Source organism: Thiohalobacter sp. COW1 (assembly GCF_016629505.1).
GTDB classification, from domain to species: domain Bacteria; phylum Pseudomonadota; class Gammaproteobacteria; order Thiohalobacterales; family Thiohalobacteraceae; genus Thiohalobacter; species Thiohalobacter thiocyanaticus_A.
The window spans coordinates 1,538,238-1,563,872 of the sequence record NZ_AP024239.1 but is presented as its reverse complement, the minus strand read 5'-3'; the positions used below and the strand labels follow the sequence as shown (position 1 = coordinate 1,563,872).

General features: G+C 66.9%; 25 protein-coding genes. 21 read left to right on the top strand and 4 right to left on the bottom strand.

Features of this window, described 5'->3' with window-relative positions:
- The first annotated feature begins 74 nt into the window (after positions 1 to 74).
- Positions 75 to 596: a GNAT family N-acetyltransferase gene (locus COW1_RS07305; RefSeq protein ID WP_096365703.1), complete on the top strand. Its 522-nt coding sequence runs from the start codon at positions 75 to 77 to the stop codon at positions 594 to 596.
- A gap of 142 nt (positions 597 to 738) precedes the next feature.
- Here COW1_RS07305 and COW1_RS07300 read toward each other — a convergent pair whose 3' ends face one another.
- Together COW1_RS07300 and epmB are read right to left on the bottom strand one after the other, a co-directional pair.
- A complete protein-coding gene (locus COW1_RS07300) occupies positions 739 to 2,538 on the bottom strand; it encodes a hypothetical protein (protein ID WP_201345893.1) in 1,800 nt (599 codons plus the stop codon).
- A 155-nt stretch (positions 2,539 to 2,693) separates the two neighbouring features.
- Positions 2,694 to 3,707 carry an EF-P beta-lysylation protein EpmB gene (epmB, locus tag COW1_RS07295; protein WP_201345892.1) on the bottom strand — a complete coding sequence of 338 codons (1,014 nt, stop codon included), beginning with the start codon at positions 3,705 to 3,707 and terminating at the stop codon, positions 2,694 to 2,696.
- A 34-nt stretch (positions 3,708 to 3,741) separates the two neighbouring features.
- Between epmB and efp the strand changes: the two genes are divergently transcribed.
- The 19 genes from efp (at position 3,742) to dauA (ending at position 21,686) form a co-directional block, all read left to right on the top strand.
- Complete coding sequence (gene efp, locus COW1_RS07290; protein WP_201345891.1) at positions 3,742 to 4,311, top strand: elongation factor P; 570 nt, start codon at positions 3,742 to 3,744, stop codon at positions 4,309 to 4,311.
- A gap of 217 nt (positions 4,312 to 4,528) precedes the next feature.
- Positions 4,529 to 5,497: an EF-P lysine aminoacylase EpmA gene (epmA, locus tag COW1_RS07285; protein WP_201345890.1), complete on the top strand. Its 969-nt coding sequence runs from the start codon at positions 4,529 to 4,531 to the stop codon at positions 5,495 to 5,497.
- 329 nt (positions 5,498 to 5,826) lie between these two features.
- Entirely contained in the window at positions 5,827 to 6,954 is a 1,128-nt protein-coding gene (locus COW1_RS07280) for an MlaE family lipid ABC transporter permease subunit (protein ID WP_201345889.1), read from the top strand.
- Positions 6,954 to 7,727 carry an ABC transporter ATP-binding protein gene (locus COW1_RS07275; RefSeq protein WP_096365715.1) on the top strand — a complete coding sequence of 258 codons (774 nt, stop codon included), beginning with the start codon at positions 6,954 to 6,956 and terminating at the stop codon, positions 7,725 to 7,727. Before COW1_RS07280 ends, COW1_RS07275 begins: the two co-directional genes overlap by 1 nt.
- Positions 7,728 to 7,738: 11 nt before the next feature.
- Positions 7,739 to 8,671, top strand: a complete 933-nt coding sequence (locus COW1_RS07270) for an MlaD family protein (RefSeq protein ID WP_096365717.1) — start codon at positions 7,739 to 7,741, stop codon at positions 8,669 to 8,671.
- A complete protein-coding gene (locus COW1_RS07265; protein WP_201345888.1) occupies positions 8,668 to 9,297 on the top strand; it encodes an ABC-type transport auxiliary lipoprotein family protein in 630 nt (209 codons plus the stop codon). The genes COW1_RS07270 and COW1_RS07265 overlap by 4 nt, the downstream gene beginning before the upstream one ends.
- Positions 9,290 to 10,030, top strand: coding sequence for a tRNA (cytosine(32)/uridine(32)-2'-O)-methyltransferase TrmJ (gene trmJ / locus COW1_RS07260; RefSeq protein ID WP_096365721.1), 741 nt, complete (start codon positions 9,290 to 9,292; stop codon positions 10,028 to 10,030). The genes COW1_RS07265 and trmJ overlap by 8 nt, the downstream gene beginning before the upstream one ends.
- Before the next feature lie 72 nt (positions 10,031 to 10,102).
- Positions 10,103 to 10,930 (top strand): serine O-acetyltransferase, encoded by an 828-nt coding sequence (gene cysE, locus COW1_RS07255; RefSeq protein ID WP_096365723.1) that lies wholly within the window; start codon positions 10,103 to 10,105, stop codon positions 10,928 to 10,930.
- A 66-nt stretch (positions 10,931 to 10,996) separates the two neighbouring features.
- Positions 10,997 to 11,488 carry a Fe-S cluster assembly transcription factor gene (locus tag COW1_RS07250; protein ID WP_096365725.1) on the top strand — a complete coding sequence of 164 codons (492 nt, stop codon included), beginning with the start codon at positions 10,997 to 10,999 and terminating at the stop codon, positions 11,486 to 11,488.
- Positions 11,489 to 11,581: 93 nt separating this feature from the next.
- Positions 11,582 to 11,782 (top strand): Fe-S cluster assembly protein IscX, encoded by a 201-nt coding sequence (gene iscX, locus COW1_RS07245; RefSeq protein ID WP_096367517.1) that lies wholly within the window; start codon positions 11,582 to 11,584, stop codon positions 11,780 to 11,782.
- A gap of 120 nt (positions 11,783 to 11,902) precedes the next feature.
- Complete coding sequence (gene ndk, locus COW1_RS07240; RefSeq protein ID WP_201345887.1) at positions 11,903 to 12,334, top strand: nucleoside-diphosphate kinase; 432 nt, start codon at positions 11,903 to 11,905, stop codon at positions 12,332 to 12,334.
- Between the two features lie 51 nt (positions 12,335 to 12,385).
- Complete coding sequence (gene rlmN / locus COW1_RS07235) at positions 12,386 to 13,495, top strand: 23S rRNA (adenine(2503)-C(2))-methyltransferase RlmN (protein WP_201345886.1); 1,110 nt, start codon at positions 12,386 to 12,388, stop codon at positions 13,493 to 13,495.
- Complete coding sequence (gene pilW / locus COW1_RS07230; protein ID WP_201345885.1) at positions 13,492 to 14,235, top strand: type IV pilus biogenesis/stability protein PilW; 744 nt, start codon at positions 13,492 to 13,494, stop codon at positions 14,233 to 14,235. The genes rlmN and pilW overlap by 4 nt, the downstream gene beginning before the upstream one ends.
- Before the next feature lie 7 nt (positions 14,236 to 14,242).
- Positions 14,243 to 15,241, top strand: coding sequence for a helix-turn-helix domain-containing protein (locus COW1_RS07225; RefSeq protein ID WP_201345884.1), 999 nt, complete (start codon positions 14,243 to 14,245; stop codon positions 15,239 to 15,241).
- A gap of 39 nt (positions 15,242 to 15,280) precedes the next feature.
- Positions 15,281 to 16,561 carry a histidine--tRNA ligase gene (gene hisS / locus COW1_RS07220; protein WP_096365733.1) on the top strand — a complete coding sequence of 427 codons (1,281 nt, stop codon included), beginning with the start codon at positions 15,281 to 15,283 and terminating at the stop codon, positions 16,559 to 16,561.
- A 10-nt stretch (positions 16,562 to 16,571) separates the two neighbouring features.
- Positions 16,572 to 17,228 (top strand): tetratricopeptide repeat protein, encoded by a 657-nt coding sequence (locus COW1_RS07215; protein WP_096365735.1) that lies wholly within the window; start codon positions 16,572 to 16,574, stop codon positions 17,226 to 17,228.
- Entirely contained in the window at positions 17,228 to 18,376 is a 1,149-nt protein-coding gene (gene bamB / locus COW1_RS07210) for an outer membrane protein assembly factor BamB (RefSeq protein ID WP_096365738.1), read from the top strand. Before COW1_RS07215 ends, bamB begins: the two co-directional genes overlap by 1 nt.
- A gap of 131 nt (positions 18,377 to 18,507) precedes the next feature.
- Positions 18,508 to 19,926: a ribosome biogenesis GTPase Der gene (der, locus tag COW1_RS07205; RefSeq protein ID WP_201345883.1), complete on the top strand. Its 1,419-nt coding sequence runs from the start codon at positions 18,508 to 18,510 to the stop codon at positions 19,924 to 19,926.
- Between the two features lie 47 nt (positions 19,927 to 19,973).
- Positions 19,974 to 21,686: a C4-dicarboxylic acid transporter DauA gene (dauA, locus tag COW1_RS07200; RefSeq protein WP_096365742.1), complete on the top strand. Its 1,713-nt coding sequence runs from the start codon at positions 19,974 to 19,976 to the stop codon at positions 21,684 to 21,686.
- A gap of 90 nt (positions 21,687 to 21,776) precedes the next feature.
- Here the strand turns inward: dauA and COW1_RS07195 are convergent, their stop codons facing one another.
- Together COW1_RS07195 and COW1_RS07190 are read right to left on the bottom strand one after the other, a co-directional pair.
- Positions 21,777 to 24,275 (bottom strand): ABC transporter permease, encoded by a 2,499-nt coding sequence (locus tag COW1_RS07195; protein WP_201345882.1) that lies wholly within the window; start codon positions 24,273 to 24,275, stop codon positions 21,777 to 21,779.
- Positions 24,275 to 24,964 (bottom strand): ABC transporter ATP-binding protein, encoded by a 690-nt coding sequence (locus COW1_RS07190; protein WP_201345881.1) that lies wholly within the window; start codon positions 24,962 to 24,964, stop codon positions 24,275 to 24,277. The genes COW1_RS07195 and COW1_RS07190 overlap by 1 nt, the downstream gene beginning before the upstream one ends.
- Between COW1_RS07190 and COW1_RS07185 the strand changes: the two genes are divergently transcribed.
- Complete coding sequence (locus COW1_RS07185) at positions 24,963 to 25,610, top strand: arylesterase (RefSeq protein ID WP_201345880.1); 648 nt, start codon at positions 24,963 to 24,965, stop codon at positions 25,608 to 25,610. The two genes, COW1_RS07190 and COW1_RS07185, sit on opposite strands and share 2 nt — an antisense overlap.
- Positions 25,611 to 25,635: the final 25 nt, after the last annotated feature.

Here is a 25,635-nt window from a genome sequence, read left to right as displayed (position 1 = left end):
CCAATGGATGCCCCTGCCGGCGGCGGCGTGCTAAGGTAGAGGCAGGACAAGCGAGAACAAGGGGAGTGATTCGGATGGAAGAAGTCATCGTCCGCGCGGAAAGCCCTGAAGACGTCAAGGCCATCGATGTCGTCAACCTCAGCGCCTTCGAGGGCGATGCCGAGGCACAGCTGGTCGACGCCGTGCGCAGGTCACCGGATTTCATCCGCGATCTGTCGCTGGTGGCCGAGATCAACGGCCGCATTGTCGGTCACCTGCTGCTGTCCAAGGCCGCGCTGGAAGGCGAGGGTGGGCGCAAGTCGGTGCTGGTGCTGGGCCCGATGTCGGTGGTCCCGTCGCAGTCTCATCGCGGCATCGGCGTGGCCCTGATGCAGGCCGCCGTCAACCGCGCCCGCGACATGCGCTATACCGCCATTGTCATCGCCGGCCGGCCCGACTATTACGAACGCTTCGGTTTCAAGCCCGGCAGCGAATTCAGCATCAGCACCAACCTGCCGGTCCCGGAGGATGCCGTTACCGCCATGGAACTGGTGTCGGGAGCGCTCGCCGGCGGCGGCCGGGTGGTCTATCCGGCGGTATTCGAAGCGATTTATTAATTCAGGAATGAATGGCACTTAAGTTAAGCCAAATAATGCTCGTCATTGCGAGGAACGAAGTGACGTGGCAATCTCCAACCGATTGATTCTGAAGTGCGAGATTGCCACGCTTCGCTCGCAATGACGAATAAATCAGAGGTCCTTAGATTTCCTTCCACAATGACTCGAAATCGGCCGGCGACATGGTCGTATGCTCCGGGTCGGGTTCGGTCGCGCGTTCGCTGTCTTCCAGGGCGGTGAACTGGAACTGGCAGAAGGAGCCGGTGTTCTCCAGCAGCTTGTTCAGCTTCACCCGCACCAGTCTGCCGTGGGAATTGAGTTCGACCTGATCCCCGGCCTGGTAGGGCAGGGTGGGGGTGATCAGGCTGGCGGGCTGGTTGATCTGCCGGATCTCGGGCAGCAGCAGGCTGCGCATGAAGTGCATCTCCCGGCCCGCGCGGATGACCCGGGTGGCCACGCTCACGGCCCCGGGCGAGAGCATCTGCACGCCCAGTTCGGCCCCCTTGCCCGGGGGGCATTTCATCCAGCGGATGATGCCCAGGGCCAGCTGAGCGGGATCGGTGTCATCGTCAACGGTCTCGTGGATTCCGATCAACTCACCGACTTGGGCATCGGTACTGTCGCGGCTGTCCCACAGCAGGCAATAGCCGCCGGCGCTGGCATTGACCAGGCGCCAGACATGGGTGCTGTATGCGGCTTCGGTGTCGGCCGCGGTGGGTTCGGGTGCGTCTGCCGCCGGCTCATCTGCATCCTCGGCCAGTTCGAACATGCGGACCGTGAATTCATCGGTCTGCCAGCGCTGGGTGGCACGCAGATCCCACACGTCGGGTGCTTCATCGCGCTGTCTGACGGGCTCGCTGGCGGTAAACCGGGCCCGTTCCTCCAGCCCGCCGGTGCCGGCATCGAAATTCTCGCCGCCGCTGATGAAGTGGTGTACCGCGCTCAGCCCGATGGCGACCCTGGCCTTCGACCCCTGCTCGCTGCGACTGTAACGGCGCTTGGGCATCACGCCCCAGGCGAGCATCAGCCGTCGGAGCGTCCCGGCCTGCAGACTGGTGCTGCGTGCGCCGTTCTGTTGCAGCGCGTCCAGTTCCGCCCGGGTGACCTCGGCCAGTTCCGCGGTATCCAGCAGCCGGCAGTTGCGGCGATGGTAGTTCTGGTGCCGGAGCACCAGATAGGTGGGCGGGTCGTCGCTGTCCAGGCTGGTGATGAAGATCTGATCCGGACTCCTGGGCTGGACGTAGTCCTCCAGGCTGACATGTTCGGCCCACTGGCGCAGGACCGCGTAGATGGCGCCGACCTCGCCCTGGCGCAGCCGGTAGGGCGAGGTGAGGGCAAGCAGCAGCAGCTGCTTGTAAGCGCCGCTGATGGTATCGGCGACCGCCTCGTCATCATCCAGCCGCACCGGGGCGTGAACCAGCGAGCGTTCCTCGGCCAGGGTGTAGAGCTGATGGACGGTACGCCAGAGCCCGGACGGACAGGGGGCATAGACCAGGTAGGCGCGCAGCAGAGACTCGCTCAACGCACTCAGGGCCCGGTGGATGGCGGTGGTGAGCAGCTTCTTGTCCTTGCGCAGGACGCTCCTGGCATCCTCGTCGGCGACACAGATGCGGTATCCGGTGGCCAGCTGGTTGAGCAGGGCCTCGCTCAGCTCGAGGATCTTGCGCCCCTTGTCCGCCAGCGGCAGCGGCTGCCCCACATAGTGTTTCTGCATGGCCAGCAGCACGTTGATGATGCTCGGGCGCAGCAACTCCAGTGCCCGGAACCGCTGCTGGGCGCCGATGTCGAGTTGGTTCATTTCGATCAGCGCGGAGAACAGCTGGCGGGTCGTCTCCCCGGTATTGAGGATCGGCAGCTGGTTGATCCAGTGCTCGAGTTGGGCAGGGCGGGTATCGAAACTGGTGGCTCCCGGCGGCGTACGCGTGGGCAGGTGCGGTTGCATGGCTCCCTTCTCTTCTCGGCTGGCCTGGTTATTGTTGTCGGCGGCACCCCCGGTTCCTGAAGCGGCGCGCCTATGCCAAGCATCTGTTTAGAAAAATAATATGTCATTTCCCAACGAAGGGGAAATGCCGTCTGCACCGGCGGCCGGCGTGGCCGTCACAGCGGGGTCTTGCCGGCCGCCCCGGGGACCTCCCGCACCAGTCGCGGCACCAGGTAGCCGGAGGTCCGTGCCTGCAGCGCGGCGTGCAGTTCGCGCGCCCGGGCATCGCTGACGGCGAAGTGTGCCGCGCCCTGGACCGGGTCGAGCTGGTGCAGATAGTAGGGCAGCACCCCGGCGGCCAGCAGGGCCTTTCCGAGTTGTTCCAGTGCCTGCACCGAATCGTTCACCCCGGCCAGCAATACCGCCTGGTTGAGCAGCTGCACGCCGGTTCCGCGCAGCGCCGCCAGGGCGGTGCGGGCGGCCGCGTCCAGTTCGTTGGCATGGTTGACGTGCACCACCACCAGGGTCTGCAGGCGGGTGCCGCTGAGCCAGTCCAGCAATGCCGGCGTCACCCGTTCGGGCAGCACGACCGGGGTGCGGGTATGCAGGCGCAGGCGCTGCAGCTGCGGCACGCCCTCCAGCTCGGCGACGCAGGCGGCCAGCCGCGCGTCGCTGAGGGTGAGCGGGTCGCCGCCGCTGAGGATGATCTCCTCGATGTCGGACTGGGCATGGAGATACTCCAGTGCGGCCTGCCAGTGCGCGCCGCGCGGGCTGGCCTCGGCATAGGGGAAATGGCGGCGGAAGCAGTAGCGGCAGTGGATGGCGCAGGCGCCGGTCAGGGTGAGCAGGGCCCGCCCCGGGTATTTCTGCAGCAGTCCCGGTACGGCCATGGCCTGCTGTTCGGCCAGCGGGTCGGTGGAATAGCCGGGCCGTGGTTCATCCTCATGCGGGTCGGGGAAGACCTGACGCAGCAGCGGGTCGTCCGGGTCGCCGGGACGGATGCGGGCCAGGAAGGCTTCGGGCACCCGGACCCGGAAGTCCCGGGCGGCCCCGGCGGCGGGGCGCGGCGCGAGGTCGAGCCGCCGGTCGAGTTCCGCGGGACTGTCCACCGCCGCCGCCAGCGCCTGCTGCCAGTCGCGGGCGTGCTTTGGCTGGGGGGTTCGCGGTATGATACGCGCCGGTTTATTCATGATTTCCGGTCCGGATTGGAAGTGGAAGGTTCCTATGGCGAGTTACAGCACCAACGAGTTCAAGCGCGGCCTGAAGGTCATGCTGGACGGCGATCCCTGCACCATCATTGAAAACGAGTTCGTCAAGCCCGGCAAGGGGCAGGCGTTCAATCGTACCAGACTGCGCAACCTCAAGACCGGCCGGGTGTGGGAGAAGACCTTCAAGTCCGGCGAGAGCCTGGAGGCGGCGGACGTGCTGGACGTGGACATGCAGTACCTCTACAGCGACGGCGAATTCTGGTATTTCATGGACCCCAACACCTTCGAGCAGGTCGGTGCCGGCGAATCCGCCGTCAGTGATGCGAAGAACTGGCTCAAGGAACAGGACGTGTGCGTGGTCACCCTGTGGAACGGCGAGCCGATCTCGGTGACCCCGCCCAACCACGTCACCCTCCAGGTCACCGAGACCGATCCCGGCGTGCGCGGCGATACCGCCACCGGCGCGACCAAGCCGGCCACCCTGGAGACCGGTGCGGTGGTGCAGGTGCCGCTGTTCGTGGACGTGGGCGATCTGCTCAAGGTCGATACCCGCAGCGGTGAATACATCTCCCGCGCGAAGGAATAGGGAAACTCTGATGAGATCCTGTCATTGCGAGCGCAGCGCGGCAATCTCGTGATTTGGCATCAGCCGGTTGGGGATTATTCGCTACGCTCACCCCTTCGGGGCCGCCCTGCGGGCGTTCTGCGCTCGCAGGCTCGCTTGTGCCGCGGCGCTGCGCGCCTCGCAATGACAGGTAGCTTTGCGCTGACAGGGTTTTCCGGGGTTTGACCCGGCAGCATCAATGAACGAGACCCCCTGGCAGCCCGCCGCCGACCTGGACGTGCTGCGTCTGCGGGCGAAGCTGCTCACCCGCATCCGCGACTTCTTCGCCGAACGCGACGTGCTGGAGGTCGAGACGCCGCTGCTGTCGCATGCCGGTCTGCCCACTCCCCAGTTAGAGAGCTTTGCCGTGCATCCGGTCTCGCGGCCGGAGGCGGTGCCGGCTTACCTGCACACCTCGCCGGAATTCCCCATGAAGCGGCTGCTGGCCGCCGGCTCGGGCTCGATCTACCAGATCTGCAGGGTGTTCCGGGCCGATGAGCGCGGCCGGCGCCATAACCCGGAATTCACCCTGCTGGAATGGTACCGGGTGGGTTTCGATGCCGCGGCGCTGATGGACGAGTTGGAGCTGCTGCTGCAGCGGCTGTTCGGGCAGTTGCCGCCGGTGCAGCGGCTGAGTTACCGCGAGGCCTTTCTGCAGTATGCCGGCATCGACGGACTGGATGATGCCATCGCGCCGCTGCAGCGGGTGCTCGCTGAGCACGCCGTGCCGGTGCCCGAGGCCATGCCGGCCGACGACCCCGACCCCTGGCGTGATCTGCTGCTCACCCAGGTGATCGAGCCGCGGCTGCCGTCGGCGGTGTTCCTGTACGATTATCCGGCCAGCCAGGCCGCACTGGCGCGCGTCCGACCCGGCCCGCCGCCGGTGGCGGAGCGTTTCGAGCTGTATCTGGACGGGGTGGAGATCGCCAACGGCTTTCACGAACTGAGCGACGCCGTTGAGCAACGCCGCCGTTTCGAGGCCGGGAATGCCGCGCGCATCAGCCAGGGCCTGGCGCCGGTGCCGCTGGATGAGCATCTGCTGGCTGCACTGGATCAGGGCCTGCCCGACTGTGCCGGCGTGGCGGTCGGGCTGGACCGGCTGCTGATGCGGGCCGCGGGCGTGGATGAGATCGACGCGGTGCTGGCGTTTCCGTGGGGGCGGGCGTGAGGTGTGAGGGGGTCGAGGAGTGTTATGGAAGGGGACGGTACTGCCTGACCCGGCGTGGGGCTGTGGCTCCCGGACCCCGCTGCAGCCGGTTCTGCTTCTCCGTCATCCCCGCGCAGGCGGGGATCCAGTGGCCGCGGCGGATTCTGGATTACCCGCTGCGCTCGCCCTACTACCCTGAAGGGCATAAAGGGCCGGCATACCGGCGTTCAACGCGCTCTGCGCTTTTGTCCCGCCTGCGCGGGAATGACGGGTGGAGGGGAGTGACAGCCAGGGTCCGGTATTCTCCTCACTCCTGACGCCTCACCCGCAAATTGAGTAGACTTGCCCGCATGCACGCCGCCCCCGACTCCGACGCCGCCGGCCTGGAACAGGTCGATGCCGGGACCTGGCGCTGTCACGGCCGCTGGACCGTGGACGGCGTCGATCGCCTGAGCCGGGAACTGGAGCGGCGGGCCGCTCCCGGCTCGGGCAGGCTGATGTTGCAGGGCGAGGCCATCCTGGCCATGGACACCGCCGGCGCCTGGCTGCTGCATTCGCTGCTCGAACGCTGGCGCAACCAGGGCTGCCGGGTCGTGACCGCCGGCTTTGCAGACCATCACCTCGACCTGCTGACCCGTCTGGAGGAACTGGCCGAGCCGCCGGTGCCCGCCCCGCCAAAACCCCTGCGCGGCCTGCACCGCATCGGCAAATCCAGTCTCGATGCCCTGCAGGAATTGTTCGAACTGCTGTCCTTCGCCGGCGAGACCTTCCTGGTCCTGCTGCGGGCGCTGGCCCGGCCCTGGCGCATCCGCTGGAAGGCGGTGCTGGCAGATATGGAAAACGCGGGCATGCGCGCGCTCGGGATCGTCGGCCTGCTGTCCTTTCTCATGGGTGTGGTCATCGCCTACCAGGGCGCGGTACAGCTGCGCCTCTACGGTGCCAACATCTATGTTGCCGACCTGGTGGGCCTGTCCATGCTGCGTGAACTGGCGCCGCTGCTGGCGGCCATCATCGTCGCCGGACGCACCGGTTCCGCCTATACCGCCCAGATCGGCACCATGCAGGTCACCGAGGAAGTGGCCGCATTGCGCACCATCGGCATCTCGCCGTTCGAGATCCTGGTTCTGCCCAAGGTGATTTCCCTGTGCCTGGCGTTGCCGCTGCTGTCGGTGTTCGCCGACGTGATGGGGGTGCTGGGCGGCATGGTGATGGCCAAGCTGCAGCTGGGGCTGGGCTTCGTGCCCTTCCTCGACCGCCTCAATGAGGCCGTGACCCTGCGTTCCTTCCTGCTGGGTCTGGGCAAGGCGCCGGTGTTCGCCCTGATCGTGGTGCTGGTCGGCTGCTTCCAGGGCTTCAAGGTGGCCGGCAGCGCGGCCAGCGTGGGCCATCACACCACCCTGTCGGTGGTGCAGTCGATCTTCCTGGTGATCGTGGCCGATGCCTGGTTCTCCATCCTGTTCAGCTGGCTCAATATCTGATGTCCGGGTCTGACACCGTCATTGAACTGCGGCAGGTGGAGACGCGCTTCAACGACTTCGTCGTGCATGCAGGGCTGGATCTGGACGTGCGCCGGGGCGAGGTGCTGGCGCTGGTCGGCGGCAGCGGCAGCGGCAAGACCACCCTGCTGCAGGAAATGATCATGCTGCACCGGCCCAGTGCCGGGCGCATCCGCATGCTGGGCGTGGACGTGCTGCGCGCCAGGGAGCGCGAGCGCCAGGCCCTGCGGCGGCGCTTCGGGGTGCTGTTCCAGCACGGCGCCCTGTTCAGCAGCCTGACCCTGCTGCAGAATATCGGGGTGCCGCTGCGCGAGCACACGGATTTCGATCCGGCCTTCATCGACCAGCTGGCCTACCTCAAGCTGCGCCAGGTCGGGCTGCCTGCCGAGGCGGCGCACCGCTATCCTGCCGAACTCAGCGGCGGCATGATCAAGCGTGCCGGATTGGCCCGGGCGATGGCGCTGGATCCGGAACTGCTGTTTCTGGACGAGCCCACCTCGGGTCTGGATCCGAGCAGTGCCGACGGCTTTGACGTCCTGCTGCTGCAGTTGAAACAATGGCTGGGACTGACGGTGGTGATGATCACCCACGATCCCGACAGCCTGTGGCAGGTGGCCGACCGGGTGGCGGTACTGGGGGACAGGCGCATCGTGGCGGTGGGGCCGATGGCGGAACTGGCCGCGGTGGAGCATCCTGCGGTGCGCCAGTATTTCGAGGGCGCGCGCGCCGGCCGCGCCCGCGCAGACAGGGGTTAGGGCATTCCCGGATGGAGACGCGGGTACAGTATGTTCTGGTAGGGCTGTTCGTCATCGTGCTCAGCGCGGCGGGCGTCGGGCTGAGCCTGTGGCTGGCCTTCGGCGACATCACCACCGACTATCGCACCTATCAGATCCACATGACCGAATCCGTCTCCGGGCTGTACCGGGATGCGCCGGTGCGTTATCACGGAGTGGAGGTCGGTAAGGTGCGGGCGTTGAAACTGGATCCCACCGACCCCGAACGGGTGATCGTGACCGTCGACATCGAAAGCGAGATCCCGATCCGTATCGATACCCTCGCCACGCTCAAGGTGCAGGGCCTGACCGGCATCGCCTCGGTGGAACTGGCCGGGGGCAAGGTCTCCTCGCCGCTGCTCACCGCCGCACCGGGTCAGGAGTATCCGGTGATCGATACCGGCCCCTCGCTGTTCTCGCGCCTGGACAACACGCTCTCGGAACTGGCCGACAACCTGAACCGGGTGGCGAGAGATCTGCATGCACTGCTCGATGCCGACAACCGCGAGGCCTTCGCCGTGACCCTGGAGAATATGGCGCTGCTGAGCGAGTCCCTGGCCGCGCAGCGCGAGACCCTGGCCCGGGGCAGCCGGGACGCGGCGCGCTTCTTCGAGGCCGCGGCCGAGGCCGGCGAGGCGCTGCCGCCGCTGCTCGAGCGGCTGCAGGCCGGCAGCCGTTCGCTGGAAGGCATGGCGGAGGATTTCACCGCCACCAGCCAGGCACTGCGCCGTCAGGTCGAGGCCGGCGGCCAGGGCCTGGGCCAGGTCACCGATCAGCTGCTGCCGCAGTTTCAGCAGCTGATGCAGGAACTGCACGGCCTGTCGGGCGACATGCGGCGGCTGGTCGGGGACCTGGAGCAGGACCCGAGCCGGCTGCTCTACGGCGAACCCGCACGGCCACTCGGACCGGGGGAGGAGGGACAATGAACGCGCTGGCCAGGACAGGCGTATGGACTGCACTGCTCACGGCCCTGTGGCTGGCCGGCTGCTCCGTACTGCCCGAACCCCGCACACCGGTTGCCTACGATCATTACACCCTGGAGGCGGCCCCGGCCGACGCCCTCCCGGCACAGGCGCGTGCGCCGCTGACCCTGCTGCTGCCGCCGCCGCGCATGCGCGCCGGGCTGGACAGCGCCCGCATGACCTATCGCCGGCAGCCCGGACAGCTGGATTTCTATGCCCGCAGCCGCTGGGCCGATCCGCCGTCGCAGCTGCTGCATGCCCTGCTGCTGGAGCGTTTCACCCGGGAAGGCCCCTATGCGCACGTGGTGGACGGTACCACGCCGGCCGCCGCCGATCAGCGACTGGACATCGAGGTGCTGGAATTCGTCCAGGACTTCACCGTCACGCCCAGCCGCTACCGGGTGCGGCTGCGCCTGACCCTGGTGGATCTGGGCGAACGCCGGGTGCGGCTGCAGGAACTGATGGAGGCCGAGGTCACGGCGCCGGATGACTCGCCGCAGGGCGGTGCGGCGGCGGCCGGCACAGCGGTCAATGCGCTGTTCGAACGTATCCGCGCGCGTTTGAACGAGGTAGTGCCGGACGATGCTTGAGCGCATCCGTATCGTTCTGGTCAATACCTCGCACCCGGGCAATATCGGCGCGGCGGCGCGGGCCATGAAGACCATGGGGCTGAGCGATCTGTGGCTGGTCGCGCCTGCGGCCTTCCCCGATCCCGAGGCCAGCGCGCTCGCCTCGGGCGCCGAGGATGTATTGTCCGGGGCGCAGGTGGTGGCGACGCTCGACCAGGCGGTGGCCGATGCCGTCTGGGTGGTCGGCACCAGCGCGCGTCTGCGTGCCATCCGCTGGCCGCTGCTGGAGCCGCGCGCCTGCGCCGCCCGGGCCCTGGCCGAGGCCGGGCAGGGAACGGTGGCGCTGGTGTTCGGCCGCGAGCGCAGTGGCTTGACCAACGAGGAACTGGATCTGTGTCATGCCCTGGTGAACATCCCCGCCAATCCCGACTACGCCTCGCTCAACCTGGCCCAGGCGGTACAGGTCCTGAGCTATGAACTGCGTACGCAGTGGTTGGGCAGTGCGGTGCAGGCGCAGCAGACCCCGGAGCATCCGCCGGCCACGGCGCGGGAGATGGAAGGCCTGTTCGCGCACCTGGAGCAGACTCTGTATGAACTCGAGTTCATCAGTCCCGAGCAGCCGGGACAGATGATGCGCCGGCTGCGGCGGCTGTTCACACGTGCCCGGCCGGACAGAAACGAGGTCAACATCCTCCGCGGTATCCTCAGCGCGGCTCAGGCCAAAGCGCTCGACAAGACCGGTACCGGTTCCTGAGGCCCTGCGCTGTCACCCCGCCGTTCCGGCAGGTACAATGCCGGTTATATCGACACGGACCGGATCTGAATCATGTCCCTTGAACAGCTGCGCGAGGACATCCGCTGCGTATTCGACCGCGACCCGGCCGCGCGCAATGTCTTCGAGATCCTGACCACCTATCCGGGCGTGCATGCCGTGCTCATGCACCGCCTGAATCATGCCCTGTGGAAACGGGGCCTGAAGTGGTTCGCGCGCTGGCTCTCGGGTCTGACCCGCTGGTTCACCGGGATCGAGATCCACCCGGCCGCGGTCATCGGTCGCCGCTTCTTCATCGACCACGGCATGGGCGTGGTGATCGGCGAAACCGCCGAGATCGGCGACGACTGCACCCTCTATCACGGCGTGACCCTGGGCGGCACCAGCTGGGACAAGGGCAAGCGTCATCCCAGCCTGGGCAACAATGTCGTCATCGGCGCCGGGGCCAAGGTGCTGGGCCCGATCCGCATCGGCAACGGCGTACGCATCGGTTCCAACTCGGTGGTACTCAAGGACATCCACGACCTGGCCACGGTGGTCGGCGTGCCGGGACGGGTGGTGGAGCAGCGGGTCGCGCCCAGCGAGAGCCAGGCCGCCATTGCCAGGAAGATGGGCTTCGATGCCTACGGCCTGACCAAGGACATGCCGGACCCCGTCGCCTCGGCCATCAACGCCATGCTCGATCACGTCCACGTCATGGATCAGCGTCTGGAGGAGGTCTGCAAGGGCCTGAAAAGCCTGGGTATGGAGGTGGCGGATCTGCAGTTGCCGGAACTGGGGTCCTGCGAGATCAAGACCGCTTCCCCGGTACGGGAACTCGAGCCGAGCGAACCCCAGGACGATTCCCCGGAGGAAGGCCCCGGATCGGGGAAGAATACTTGATAAAAACAGTAGGATATGGGATAATTATAAGATTACCCTTACCCAGAGACCAGAGGGACCGATGCCATGAAACTGACGACCAAGGGCCGCTATGCCGTCACCGCCATGCTGGACCTGGCGCTGCATGCCGGCCAGGGCCCGGTCAAGCTGGCCGAGATCTCCGAGCGCCAGGGTATTTCGCTGTCCTACCTGGAGCAGCTGTTCACCCGCCTGCGCAAGCAGAATCTGGTGGTCAGCACCCGCGGACCCGGCGGCGGCTATTCGCTCAGCCGCGATTCCGACGACATCCCCGTCTCGGCCGTCATCCTGGCGGTGGACGAGAATGTCGATACCACCCGCTGCGGCGGCCTGGCCAACTGCCACAATGATCAGCGCTGTCTGACCCATGAATTGTGGATGGAGTTGAGCAGCCAGATTCGCACCTTCCTTGACCGGATTACCCTGGGCGAGTTGATGCGCAATGGTGGTGTGCTCGAGGTTGCCGAACGCCAGGAACTCGAGGCTCAGCAGCGCCATAACGGCGACATTCCTGTCCATTTCGACCCGATCCGCGCCTGAGCCGACGCTTGCCGCGTGGCGCGGTGCGGGCTTGTCTGCGCCACGGAATCCCTGTATACCCCAACCACCTAGCCGGGAAAAGGTACCATGGACATGGGGCTGAAGTGGACGGATTCGCTGGCGATTGCGGCCGCGCTGAACCAGGCGCATCCGGAGGCGGATCCCAAGTATGTGAACTTCGTTGAACTGCGCCAGTGGATACTGGAGCTGTCCGAGTTCGATGACGACCCGGGGCAGGGTGGGGAGAAGGCGCTGGAGGCGATCCAGCTGGCCTGGATCGAGGAGTCGGTCTGATTGCCCGTGACACGGGGATTTGGGTAAACTGTATCCCTTTCCGGTCAAACCCGCGTCACCACGCGGGTTTATGTTATATTATCCAGCGAAAATCAATCCGTTACTTGGAGAATTCGGTTAATGGCGGTGGAGCGCACCCTCTCGATCATCAAGCCCGATGCCGTGGCCGGGAATCTGATCGGCAAGATCTACAGCCGGTTCGAGGACCAGGGCCTGCGGATTGTGGCGGCAAAGATGATGCACCTGTCCCGCGAGCAGGCCGGGGCCTTCTACGCGGTTCACAGGGAGCGGCCCTTTTATAATGAATTGGTCGACTTCATGACGTCCGGCCCGGTCATGGTGCAGGTGCTGGAAGGCGAGGATGCCATCAACCGCAACCGCGGGATCATGGGCGCGACCAACCCCGGGGAGGCCGCGCCCGGCACCATCCGTGCCGATTTCGCCGAGACCGTGGACGAGAATGCCGTGCACGGCTCCGACGGTCCGGAGACGGCGAAGACCGAAATCGAGTTTTTCTTCAAATCCGACGAGCTGTGCCCGCGCACACGCTGAAGGAGTGAAATCCGGCCCCGGCGTCTGCTGATGCCGCGGCCGGGCAACGGCATGTCCGACCCGCGCACAACCAATCTGCTGGACCTGGACCGCAGGGGCCTGGAGGGCTTCTTCGCCGCCATGGGCGAGAAGTCCTTCCGCGCCCAGCAGGTGATGAAGTGGATCTACCAGCTCGATGTCGACGACTTCGCCGGCATGTCCAACCTGAGCAAGGCCCTGCGCGAGCGCCTGCACAATGCGGCCCGCATGGAACTGCCGCGGGTGGTCATGGACCGGCTGTCCGCCGACGGCTCGCGCAAGCTGCTGCTGCAGCTGGCTGACGGCAACTGCATCGAGACCGTATTCATCCCCGAAAAGGAGCGCGGCACCCTGTGCGTCTCCTCGCAGGTGGGCTGCATGCTCAACTGCAGTTTCTGCTCCACCGCCCAGCAGGGGTTCAACCGTAACCTCACCACTGCCGAGATCATCGGCCAGGTGCTGCTGGCCAGCCGCGCCCTGGGCGGCGACGTGCAGCACAAGCGCGCCATCACCAACGTCGTGATGATGGGCATGGGCGAGCCGCTGCTCAATTACGACGCCGTGGTGCGGGCCATGAACATCATGCGTGACGACCTGGCCTTCGGTCTGTCCAAACGCCGTATCACCCTCAGTACCTCCGGTATCGTGCCCGAACTGGATCGGCTCAGGGCCGAGTGCGACGTCAGTCTGGCCGTGTCGCTGCATGCGACCAATGACGAACTGCGCAACGAACTGGTGCCGATCAACCGGAAATACCCCATCGCCGAACTGATGGAGGCCTGTCGGCGCTACGTGGCCGACGAGCCCCGCCGGCGGGTGACCTTCGAGTACGTCATGCTGGCCGGCGTGAACGACTCCGATGCGCATGCCCGTGAGCTGCTGCGGCTGCTGCGTCGGGTGCCGTCCAAGGTCAACCTGATCCCGTTCAATCCGTTCCCGAATACCGCGTATGTGAGCAGCGATCCGCAGCGCATCCTGGAATTCCAGAACATCCTCATCAACGGCGGCATCGTCACCGTCACCCGCAAGACCCGCGGCGATGACATCGCCGCCGCCTGCGGCCAGCTGGCCGGGGAGTTCCGCGACCGCACCCGCCGTCGCGAGCGGCAACTCGAGGTGGCGGTGCAGGAGGTCCGTGGATGAGGCACGGGCTGTTCACGCTGCTGTTGGTCACCCTGCTGGCAGGCGGCTGTGCCGGTTCCGGCGTCAGGGACAGCGAGGACCGGAGTGCTGCCCAGTACAACGTGGAGCTCGGGCTGCAGTACATGCAGGAGGGCATGAACCAGGTCGCGATGGAGAAATTCCAGAAGGCGCTGCGCCAGGACCCGGAGCTTGCAACGGCGCACAATGCCATTGCCGTGCTCTACGAGTCGCTGGGCCAGATCGACCAGGCCGATCATCACTTCCAGCGTGCTGTGCGGCTTGACCGGAATGACTCGCGCGCCCACAACAATTACGGCGCCTTCCTGTGCCGCCAGGATCGCTGGGAGGATGCCGAGCCGCATTTCGTGGCGGCGGCTTCCGATCCGCTCTACGAGGCACCGGAGCTGGTCTATGCCAACGCCGGTATCTGCGCCCACCAGGCGGGTGATCTGGAGAAGGCTGAACTCTACCTGCGCAAGGCGCTGGAAGCCGAACCCGAATATCCCATTGCGCTGCGCCGCATGGCCCAGCTCAGTCTGGAACAGGGGCAGTACCTGAAGGTGCGGGCCTATCTGCAGCGCTATCAGGCCGTGGCCCGCCACACGCCACAGACCCTGTTGCTGGGGATCCGGGCCGAGGAACAGCTCGGCGACAGAAACACCGAAGCCAGCTACCGTCTGCTGCTCAGGAACAATTTCCCGGACTCCCCCCAGGCCAGGGAACTGTTCGGCGAGCCCTGACAACGATATGACCGATACGCCGGAACACACAGACCCGGAGCCGGGCGCTCCGACCGCCGCTGTCACAGGGGCGGGTTCGCGCCTGCGTGAGGCGCGCGAACGCAAGGGCATCAGCCCGGCCGAGGTGGCCGCCCAGCTGCACCTGCACGAACACATCATTGTGGCGCTGGAACAGGACGATCACGAGCGTCTCCCCGCGCCCATCTATGTTCGCGGCTACGTCCGCGCCTACGCCCGCCTGCTGGGGCTGGACGAGGAGGAACTGCTGGCCCTGTACCAGCCGGCCGAATCCCCCGAGTTGCGTACGGTCGGCATGCCGCCGCCGGCGCAGCGGGCGCTGGTGAAGCCCCGTCTGCCCTGGCGCACCCTCGGCCTGCTGCTGGTGCTGGCCGTGCTCGGCGGCCTGGCCCTGGTCACACTGCCCGGCCTGTGGGAACGCTTCAGCGGCGACGACACGGATACAGTCCTGGGGACCGATGCCCCGTCACTGCCCGGCGCGCTGCCGGACGCCTCCGAAACGCAGGCGGAGGCGGGCGTTGACGGCGATGCGGCGATTCGTCTGCCGACGCTGACCACCCCGCTGCCGGAACCCGCCCCGCAACCCGTACCGGAATCCGCCCCGGAATCCGCCCCGGAATCCTCCCCCGAGCCGGCGGCGGCGCCGTCCATGCCGGAATTGCCGCTGCCCGAGGTATCACCGCCCGAAGCAGAGGCGGTCGCGCCCGCAGAGCCGACGCCTCCGGCGCCCCCGGCCGAACCCGCGTCGATGCTGCGCCGGGTGCGGCTGCAGCTGAACCAGGAGAGCTGGATCTCGATCCGGGATGGCGCCGGGGAGGCGCTGCTGGTGGGGCTGTACCCGGCCGGCAGTGAACATCGGGTCAGCGGCCGGCCGCCGCTGCAGGTGGTACTGGGCAATGCCGCCGGGGTGGAGCTCAGTGTCGACGGCCGGCCCTACGACCTGACCGGCTACGACCCGGGCAGTGTGGCCCGGTTTACCCTCGACTGAACAGTGGCGCCCTGCGCACCCCATTTGACCCGATAGACAATGGCAAAGAGCTCGAACATTCAGGCCGTGCGGGGGATGAATGACATCCTCCCTGAGCAGACCTCCACCTGGCAGCACGTGGAGGCGGTGGCGCGCGCCACCCTCCAGGACTACGGCTATCAGGAAATCCGCATGCCCATCCTGGAGAAGACCGAGCTGTTCAAACGCTCCATCGGCGAGGTGACCGATATCGTCGAGAAGGAGATGTATACCTTCGAGGACCGCAACGGCGACAGCCTCACCCTGCGCCCCGAAGGGACGGCCGGCTGCGTGCGTGCCTGCATGGAACAGGGGCTGCTGTACAACCAGGTGCAGCGGCTGTGGTACACCGGACCCATGTTCCGCCATGAGCGGCCGCAGAAGGGGCGCTACCGTCAGTTCCACCAGATCGGGGTGGAGGCCTTCGGCATGGAAGGTCCGGATGTCGACGCCGAACAGATCTTCATGAGCGCGCGCCTGTGGCGGGCGTTGGGGCTGAGTGAGGTGCGGCTGGAGGTCAATTCACTCGGCAGCCAGGAGGCGCGCGCCGCCTACAAGGCCATACTGGTCGAGTACCTCGAGGCCCATCAGGATCAACTCGACGAGGACAGCCGCCGGCGCCTGCACAGCAATCCGCTGCGCATTCTCGACAGTAAGAACCCGGACATGCAGGCCCTCATCGAGGCCGCCCCGAAACTGGCGGATCATCTGGATACCGAATCGCGCGATCATTTCCAGGCCCTGTGCGGCTATCTCGATGCCGCCGGCCTGGCGTACCGCGTCAATCCGCGCCTGGTGCGCGGTCTGGATTACTACAGCCGTACCGTGTTCGAGTGGGTGACCGATCGCCTCGGCGCTCAGGGAACGGTGTGCGCCGGCGGGCGCTACGACGGCCTGGTCGGCTGGCTCGGCGGCAAGCCGACGCCGGCGGTGGGCTTTGCCCTGGGACTGGAACGCCTGATCGCCCTGCTCGAGACGCTGGAGGCGGTGCCGCCGCCGCCTGCACCCCATGCCTACCTGGTGGTGGCCGGCGAGGCGGCGCTGGCACAGGGCGCGGTGCTGGCCGAGCGTCTGCGTGATGCGGTGCCGGGACTGCGGCTGCAGATGAACTGCGGCGGCGGCAGTTTCAAGAGCCAGTTCAAGAAGGCGGACAAGTGCCAGGCCGGCTACGCCCTGATCCTGGGCGAGGAGGAGGCCGCACGCGGCGAGATCGGGCTCAAACCCCTGCGCGAAACCGGCGAACAGCGGGTGCTGCCGGAGGCGGAACTCATCGACCATCTAACCGAAATCGTAAACCAGTGAGGGCTGCAGCATGGCCGAAGGCTACAAGACCGATGACGAACAGGCGGAAGCGATCAAGAAATGGCTGCGCGAGAATGGCAGTGCCCTGCTGACCGGAATCATGCTCGGTCTGGCTGCGCTGTTCGGCGGCAAGGCGTGGATGCAGTACCAGGAGCAGCAGTCGATGGCGGCTTCCAACCTCTACGCCCAGTTGAGCAACGCCGTCTCCCGGGGGGAGGCGGCCGCGGCGGCCTCGACCCATGAGACCCTGCTCAACGAATACGCGGGCAGCAGCTATGCCGTGCTGGCCGCGCTGCAGATCGCACGCCTGCAGCTGGATGAAGACAAGCCCGAGGCGGCCCGGGCGCAGCTGCAATGGGCCTACGAGCGTGCCGACGACGGGCCGCTGAAACATACAGCGCGTGTCCGCCTGGCGCGGCTGTACATCGCCCAGGGCGAGTTGGGTCGTGTCCGGGCCCTGCTCGATGAGGTGGCCGACCGCGGCAGCTATGCCGTGATCTATCATGAATTGGAGGGCGATCTGGCCATGGCGCATGAAGACTATGCCGCGGCCCGCACGGCCTATCAGGCGGCGCTGGCGGCCTATCCGGACGATCTGCCTGGGCGTTCTCTGCTCGAGGCCAAGCGTGACGATGCCGCCCGCGTCGGCGGGGAAGGGGCGGCCTGATGCGTGTTCTGCTGCCCCTGCTGCTGTTGACGCTGGCGCTGCCCGGCTGCGCCTGGCTGCGCGGCGATGACAATACCGAGCCGCCCACCGAGTTGCATGATTTCGAGGCCGAGGTCGAGCTCGAGCGCCTGTGGTCGCGTGATATCGGCGCCGGCACCGATGACAGATTTCTGCGCCTGCAGCCGGCGGTTGACGGTGGGCGCATCTTCGCTGTGGATCACCAGGGGCGGGTGATGGCCCTCGAGGCCGCCAGCGGCAAGCCGGTATGGGAGCGTGATACCGGGCTGGCGGTCAGCGGCGGGGTCGGTACCGGTGACGGCCTGATCCTGGTCGGCAGCATCGAAGGCGAAGTCCTGGCCCTGGACTGGCGTGACGGCGCCGAGGTGTGGCGCGCCCGCGTCTCCGGTGAGGTGCTGGCGCCACCGCAGGCCGATCGCGGCGTGGCCGTGGTGCAGTCGGTCGACGGCGATGTCACCGGGCTGGACTCAGCCACCGGCGAACGGCGCTGGGTATTCGACCGCACCGTGCCCGCGCTGAGTCTGCGCGGCACCGCCACCCCCACCCTGGTCGAAGGCTTCGCCCTCATCGGCCAGGACAGCGGCAAGCTGGCCGCGGTGGAACTCGAACGCGGTCTGCCGATATGGGAAGCCGCCATCAGTCGGCCCGCGGGCCGTTCCGAACTGGAGCGTATGGTCGACATCGACTCGCCGCCGCGCATTCAGGGCAACGCGGTCTACACCGTGACCTATCAGGGGCATGTGGCCGCTGTCGAGGGCAGCAGCGGCAACAAGCTGTGGGACCGGGAGATGTCCTCTGCCGTTGGTCTGGATGTGGATTTCCGCCACGTCTATGTCACCGATCAGGACAGCCGGGTCTGGGCCCTGGACCGGCGCAACGGCTCGGCCATCTGGCAGAACGAGCGTCTGCTGCATCGCCAGCTGACCGCACCCGCGGCGCTGGACGATCATGTCCTGGTGGCCGACCTGGAAGGCTATCTGCACGCCCTGTCGCGCTTTGATGGCGCCATCGTCGGCCGCACCCGCGTGACCGGCGATCCGATCCTGTCCATCCCGGTGGTGGACGGGGATACGGCCTATGTGTATGCCAGTGACGGCACCCTGGCGGCGTATAGGATAAGCACGCGCTAGCCCGTAGGATGGGTGGAGCGCAGCGCAACCCATCGCGGCGCGGCAAATGATGGGTTACGGCGTTCCCGCCTTCACCAATCCTACTCACTGTGTGTTCCTCGGCCCTGGCACCTGGAACCTGGAATCTGTCAATGTTACCCATCATCGCCCTGGTCGGACGCCCGAATGTCGGCAAATCGACCCTGTTCAACCGGCTCACCCGCAGCCGGGATGCCCTGGTGGCCGACCTGCCGGGGCTGACGCGCGACCGCAAGTACGGCGAGGGCAGGATCGGTGATCGGCCCTATCGGGTGATCGACACCGGCGGCCTGAGCGGCGCGGAGGCCGGCATCGATGCCCTGATGGCGCAGCAGTCCTGGCAGGCGGTGGAGGAGGCCGACGCCGTCATCTTTCTGGTCGAGGCCCGCAGCGGTGTGACCCCCACCGATCAGCAGATCGCCGAACGCCTGCGCCGCACGCACAAGCCGGTCTATCTCGCCGTGAACAAGGTCGACGGCGCCGACCCGGATACCGCCGTGGCCGAATTCTATGCCCTGGGTCTGGGACAGGCCTTTCCGCTGTCGGCCGTGCACGGCCACGGCGTGCACGACCTGATCGAACCGGTACTCGAGGCCCTGCCCGAAGCGGCGGAGGCCACAGCGGACAAGGCCGCCGACGACAGCATCCGCATCGCCCTGGTGGGGCGCCCCAATGTCGGTAAATCCACCCTGCTCAACCGCATCCTGGGCGAGGAGCGGGTGGTCGCCTTCGACCAGCCCGGCACCACCCGAGACAGCATCCTGGTGCCGTTCGAGCGCGACGGCCAGGCCTATACCCTGATCGACACCGCCGGCGTGCGCCGGCGCAGCCGCATCGATGCCGCGGTCGAGAAGTTCAGCGTCATCAAGGCGCTCCAGGCCATGGAGGCCGCGCATGTGGTGATCCTGGTGCTGGATGCCCATGACGGCATCACCGATCAGGACGCCACCCTGGCCGGGCTGGCCGCCGATTCCGGCCGGGCGCTGGTCATCGCGGTCAACAAATGGGACGGTCTGGAGACGGATGCACGCGATCGCATCAAGGCCGAGGTGGACCGTCGTCTGCCCTTTGTCAGCTTCGCCGAGTTCTTCTATATTTCCGCGCTGCACGGCACCAATGTGGGCCATCTGTTCGAGGCCGTGCAGCGTTGCTACGCATCGGCCACCGCGAAGTTCTCTACCCCGGAACTGACCCGGATGCTGGAAGCGGCCGTATATGCGCACCAGCCGCCGCTGGTGCGCGGCCGACGCATCAAGTTGCGCTATGCCCACCAGGGCGGCCACAATCCGCCGTTGATCGTGATCCACGGCAATCAGACCCAGGCCATCCCGGATGCCTACAAGCGTTATCTGGTAAACTACTTTCGCACCCAGCTGCAACTGGTGGGCACGCCCATCCGGCTCGAGTTCCGCACCGGCGAGAACCCTTACAAGGACAAGCGCAACAAGCTCACGCCGCGCCAGCAGCACAAGCGCAAGCGGCTGATGAAGAAGGTCAAGTCGAGCGCGGCGCGGAAGAAGCGCAAGCCGTAGTTGGACGTGACGACCCCCTCCATCGCTTCATTTCATATCCAGGCAGCATGATGTTCGAGTACTGGAACCGCAACGCCCTCATCGCATCGCTCCGGGGCTACCGCCTCGCCGACCTGCGCGCCGATCTCATGGCCGGCGTGACCGTCGGCATTGTCGCCGTGCCGCTGGCCATGGCGCTGGCCATCGCCAGCGGCGTGCCGCCCCAGTACGGGCTCTACACCGCCATCGTCGCTGGACTGATCATCGCACTCAGCGGCGGCTCGCGCTACAGCATTTCCGGCCCCACCGCCGCCTTCGTCGTCATCCTGCTGCCCATCACCCACGAATACGGACTGGGTGGACTGCTGCTGACCACCGTCATGGCCGGCATGATCCTGATCATTATGGGTGTGGCGAGGATGGGGCGGCTGATCCAGTACATCCCCTATCCGGTCACCATCGGTTTCACCGCCGGCATCGCTGTGGTCATTGCCGGTCTACAGATCAAGGACTTTCTCGGCCTGACCACCGGCGAACTGCCGCAGCATTTCCTGGAGAAGCTGGTGGTGCTGGTGCAGGCCCTGCCTACCGCCCGCTGGCCGGACCTGGTCATCGGGCTGATCACCCTGTCGGTGCTGCTGCTGTGGACCCGGCTCCGGACCCGCATCCCCGGTCATCTGGTCGCGCTGCTGCTCGGGGCGCTCGCCGCCTGGGCGCTGGGGCGGCTGTTGCCCGACTTTTCGGTCGCGACCATCAACTCCCAGTTCGGCTACCTGCTCGACGGCGTGACCCGCCAGGGCATCCCGCAGGCGCCACCGTTGCCGCTGCTGCCCTGGACGCTGCCGGATGCCGACGGCAACCCGATCGGGATCTCCTGGCAGCTGATCCGCGACCTGCTGCCCGCGGCCTTCACCGTGGCCATGCTCGGCGCCATCGAATCCCTGCTCTGCGCCGTGGTGGCCGACGGCCTGACCGGCGCCCGCCACCAGCCGGACACCGAACTCATCGGCCAGGGCCTGGGCAACCTGGTCGGACCCTTCTTCGGCGCCATCCCGGCCACCGCCGCCATCGCCCGCACCGCCACCAACATCCGCGCCGGTGCGCGCAGCCCGGTGGCCGCCATCGTGCATGCCCTGGTGATCCTGACCGTGGTGGTCAGCCTGGCCGGCGTACTGGGTCAGCTGCCCATGGCCGCGCTGGCCGCGTTGTTGCTGGTGGTGGCCTGGAACATGAGCGAGGTGCGGCACTTCGCGCACATCCTCAAGGTGGCGCCGCGCTGCGACGTGGTGGTACTGCTGGCCTGCTTCGGCCTCACCGTAGCCTTCGACATGGTCATAGCCGTGGCCGCCGGTCTGGTGCTGGCCGCGATCCTGTTCATCCGCCGCATCTCGGCGCTGACCGGCACCGAATTGATGGATATGAAGGCGCACCAGCACCTGGCCGGATTGCCGCCGCATGTCGCCGTCTACGACATCAACGGCGCGCTCTTCTTCGGTGCCGCCGAGAAGGCGACCAGCGCCCTGCGCCACATCAGCAGCGACGTGCGCATCGTGATCCTGGATATGAGCGACGTGCCCATGATCGACATGACCGGCATCGTGGCGCTGGAATCCCTGCTGGGCAACCTGCACCAGCGCGGCATCGGCGTCATCATCGCCAATCTCAAGCCGCGCATGCAGGACAAGCTCATGCGCGCCGGCATCCGGGAACAGGCCGGGCGACTCGAATTCGCCGGCGGCCTGACCGAGGCGCGTGAACGGGCAATATCGCTACCGGCTTGATGTTCTTTAAAAGGGGTCGGTGACAAATGATAATGATTGCGTTTTGTCACCGACCCCTTTTTTTCCCACCTTTTTTCCCTTTTTTTCTTTTTAGTCGGGGTTTTCGCGCAGCAGCAGCATGGGCGAGCGGGTGAGAATCCTGCGGGTGGCCCAGACCCCGGTGAGCCCCAGGGTGAGCATGGTCACGGCCAGAACACCGGCGAGCAGGGTCAGGCTGGGCTGGTAGGGCAGTTCGAACACCCGGCTGAACAGGCCATAGCGGGCCAGTTCGGTGCCCAGCCAGGCCAGCAGGCCGGCGAGAAACCCCAGTGCCAGGAATTCCGCGAACTGTGCCTGACGCAGGGTGCGGCTGTCGGTGCCCAGCGCGCGGAGCAGGGCGTTCTGCTGCAGCCGCTGGCCGGCGCTGGCGATGACGGTGGCCACCAGCAGTGCTGCGCCGCTGGCCAGGATCAGCACCAGGATGGCGGTGATGGCGCGGCTGCCCTGGTCGAACAGGCGCCGCACTTCGTTCAGCACATAATCCACGTCGAGCAGGGTGACGGAGGGGAATTCGCGCAGCAGTTCCGGCAGCAGCCGGCGCCGTTCGTCGGGCAGATGGAAGCTGGTCATCCAGGTGGCGGGATAGTCTTCCAGCATGCCGGGCGGGAAGATGATGTAGAAATTCGGCCGGAAGGATTCCCACTCCACGCTGCGCAGGTTGATCACCTCGGCCTCGAAGGTGTCGCCGCCGATGAGAAAGCCGAGCCGGTCGCCGATTTCGATGCCGAGCTGTTCGGCCAGCTGCGATTCCACCGAAATCACATCCCTGCGCTGCGGCGTGCCTTCCCACCAGTGCCCGCTCAGCACCTCGTTGCCGTAGGGGACGGTCTCGCTCCAGGTCAGGTTCAGCTCGCGGCGCAGCGCATTGTGGTCGTCGGTCTCCTTGCTCACCGCCTGACGGATGGGTGCGCCATTGAGCTCGATCAGGCGGCCGCGTACCAATGGATAGATGGCGTCATAGTCGATGTCCAGGCGCCGGAGTGCGGCGGCGAAGGGTTCGGCCTGCGGCGGCTGGATGTTGATGGCGAAGTGATTGGGAGTGCCTGGCGGCAATTGCGCCTCCCACGTGGCGAACAGTTCCTGGCGCACGGCAATGAGCAGGGCGAAGCACATGAAGATGAGACCGAAGGCGATGCCCTGGGCGGTGGCGAAGCGACGCCGGCGCCACAGATTGGCGACGCCGAAACGCCACCACAGTCGGCGCGTGTCAAGGCGTCGGACCAGCCCCAGCAGCAGCTGGAACAGGACCGCGGCGACCACCACCAGTGCCAGTGCGCCCAGGGCGAAACGCAGCACCAGGACCAGTGAACCGGTCTGATACCACATCAGCAGCAGCAGGGCGGTGCCGGCACTGACATAGGCCAGCCAGCGGGAGGCGGACATCGGCGTGGGCAGCCGCCGCAGTACCAGCAGGGCCGGAACGGTGCGAATGGCCAGGATCGGCGCCAGACCGAAGCCCAGCAGAGTGACCAGGCCGGTCAGCGCGGCGATCGGCAGGGCCGGGTCCAGCAGCGACAGCGGCGGCGCGGGCGTGTCGGGATCGAGCAGGGTGACCAGGCCCTGACCGCCGAACCAGCCGAGCAGGGCGCCGGCGGGACTGGCGATCAGGCCGAGCATGAGCAGCTGCAACAGGAATAACAGAACAATGCGCCGCCCGTCCACGCCGTAGGTGCGTAGCAGGGCGCTGCTGGTGATATGACGGTCGGCATGCCGCCGGGCGGCTACCGCGATGGCGATGCCGGCCAGCAGCAGGGCGCTGGCACTGCCCAGATGCAGGTATTGCTCGATCCGCCCCAGCGCCCGGCCCATGGCCGGCCGGCCGCTGTGCAGATCGACCAGCTTGTGGCTGTCACGCAGCTGCGGCTCCAGCCAGGCCCTGAAGGCGTCGAGTGCATTCAACCCGCCGGCAAACCCGGTGCGATAGGTAGCCCGGCTGCCGGGCTGGATCAGGCCGGTCGCCGGCAGGGCGTCGCGGTGCATCAGGATGTGCGGCGACAGGTTGAAGAAGCTGCCGCCGCGGCTGGGCTCGAAGGCCAGCGCGGCGCCGATGGTGAACTGTTGCTGTCCCAGCTGGATGCGATCGCCGATGGCCAGGTCCAGCAGATCGAACAGGCGCGCCTCGACCCAGACCTCATCGGTGGCGGGCATGCCGGGTGCGGGACGGGGCTCGCCGCGCACCGTGTCGGCGATCTCGATCCGCCCGCGCAGGGGATAGTTGGCGGCGGCGGCCTTGATGCTGGCCAGCTGAACCTGCTCGCCATGTACCACGACACTGGCGAATTCGACCCCGGGGCTGACCTGCAGCCCCAGGGTGCGGGCCTGTTCCAGCCAGGGGGCGGGTGGCGGCGCGGGCGTGTCCAGGATCAGATCGGCGCCGAGCAGTTCCACCCCCTGGGCCAGCAGCCGGTCGTTGATGTGGCCGGTGAAGCGCCCGGTCAGGGCCGCCACGGCGGCGGCCAGCAGGGTGGCGACCAGGATCAGGCGCAACTCGCCGTGACGGCGCTCCCGTCGCAGCCAGCGCCAGGCCAGGGACACCAGGCCGGGGCGCATCAGACCAGCCGTCCCGCGTCCAGCGTGAGCCGCCGCTGACAGCGCCCGGCCAGGGCCGGATCATGGGTGACCAGCACCAGGGTGGTGCCGTGGGAGGCATTCAGTTCGAACAGCAGTTCCGCGACCTGGGCGCCGGTGCGGCTGTCCAGATTGCCGGTCGGCTCGTCGGCGAACAGGATGCCGGGCTGGATCGCAAAGGCGCGGGCTATGGCCACGCGCTGCTGTTCACCGCCCGAGAGCTGGGCCGGGGTATGATCCAGCCGATCCTGCAGGCCGACCCGGGTGAGCCAGTCGGCGGCGCGGGCCCCGGCATCCGGAACCTGCAGCAGTTCCAGCGGCACCATGACATTCTCCAGCGCGCTCATGGCATCGAGCAGGTGAAAGGACTGGAACACGAAGCCCACCCGGCCGGCACGGTGGCGTGCGCGTCCATCCTCGTCCAGGGCCGTGAGTTCCGCACCATCGAGCCAGACGTGGCCGCGGCTGGGCAGATCCAGCCCGGCCAGCAGGCCGAGCAGGGTGGACTTGCCGGAGCCGGAGGCGCCGACCACGGCCGCTGTCTCGCCGCGGTTGATCTGCAGTGTGATATCCGACAGGATGGACAGCGTCCCCTTGGGGGTCGTCACTTCCTTGTCCAGTCCTTCAGCCCGGATGGTCGCCGTGAATTCTTCGCTTGCCTGTGCCTTCATGCGTCTCCTGAAATTGCTGCTGTGCATGCTGCTGATCGCAGCCGCTGCGGCGCGGGCGGAAGCGCCGCGCATACTGGTGCTGGGCGACAGCATCAGTGCCGCCTATGGCATGGAACTGGAGCAGGGGTGGGTACATCTGCTGCAACAGCGCTTGCAACTGGAAGGGTATCCGCACCGCGTCGTCAATGCCAGCATCAGCGGCGAGACCACGGCCGGCGGTCTGGCCCGGTTGCCCGAACTGCTGCAAACCCATGCGCCGGATGTGGTGATTCTCGAACTGGGCGGCAACGACGGTCTGCGCGGCCTGGCCATGCGGGAGACGCGTGACAACCTCGCCCGGATGATCGCGCTGTCCCGGCAGGAGAACGCCCGGGTGGTGCTGCTGGGCATGAAGCTGCCACCCAATTACGGGCCGGTATATACCGTGGCCTTCGAACGCATCTTTGTCGAACTGGGTGCGCGTCCCGGCGTGACCGGCGTGCCCTTTCTGCTGGACGGTGTGGCGCTGGAGCCCGGGCTGATGCAGGCCGATGGCATCCATCCCACGTCCCGCGCCCAGCCGCAGCTGCTGGATAATGCCTGGCCGGCATTGCTTCACCAACTCGAGCGCACGCACGATCCGGTGATGCATTCGTCCGGCGATTGATATCGGTCAAGCGGCGCCGCATCGG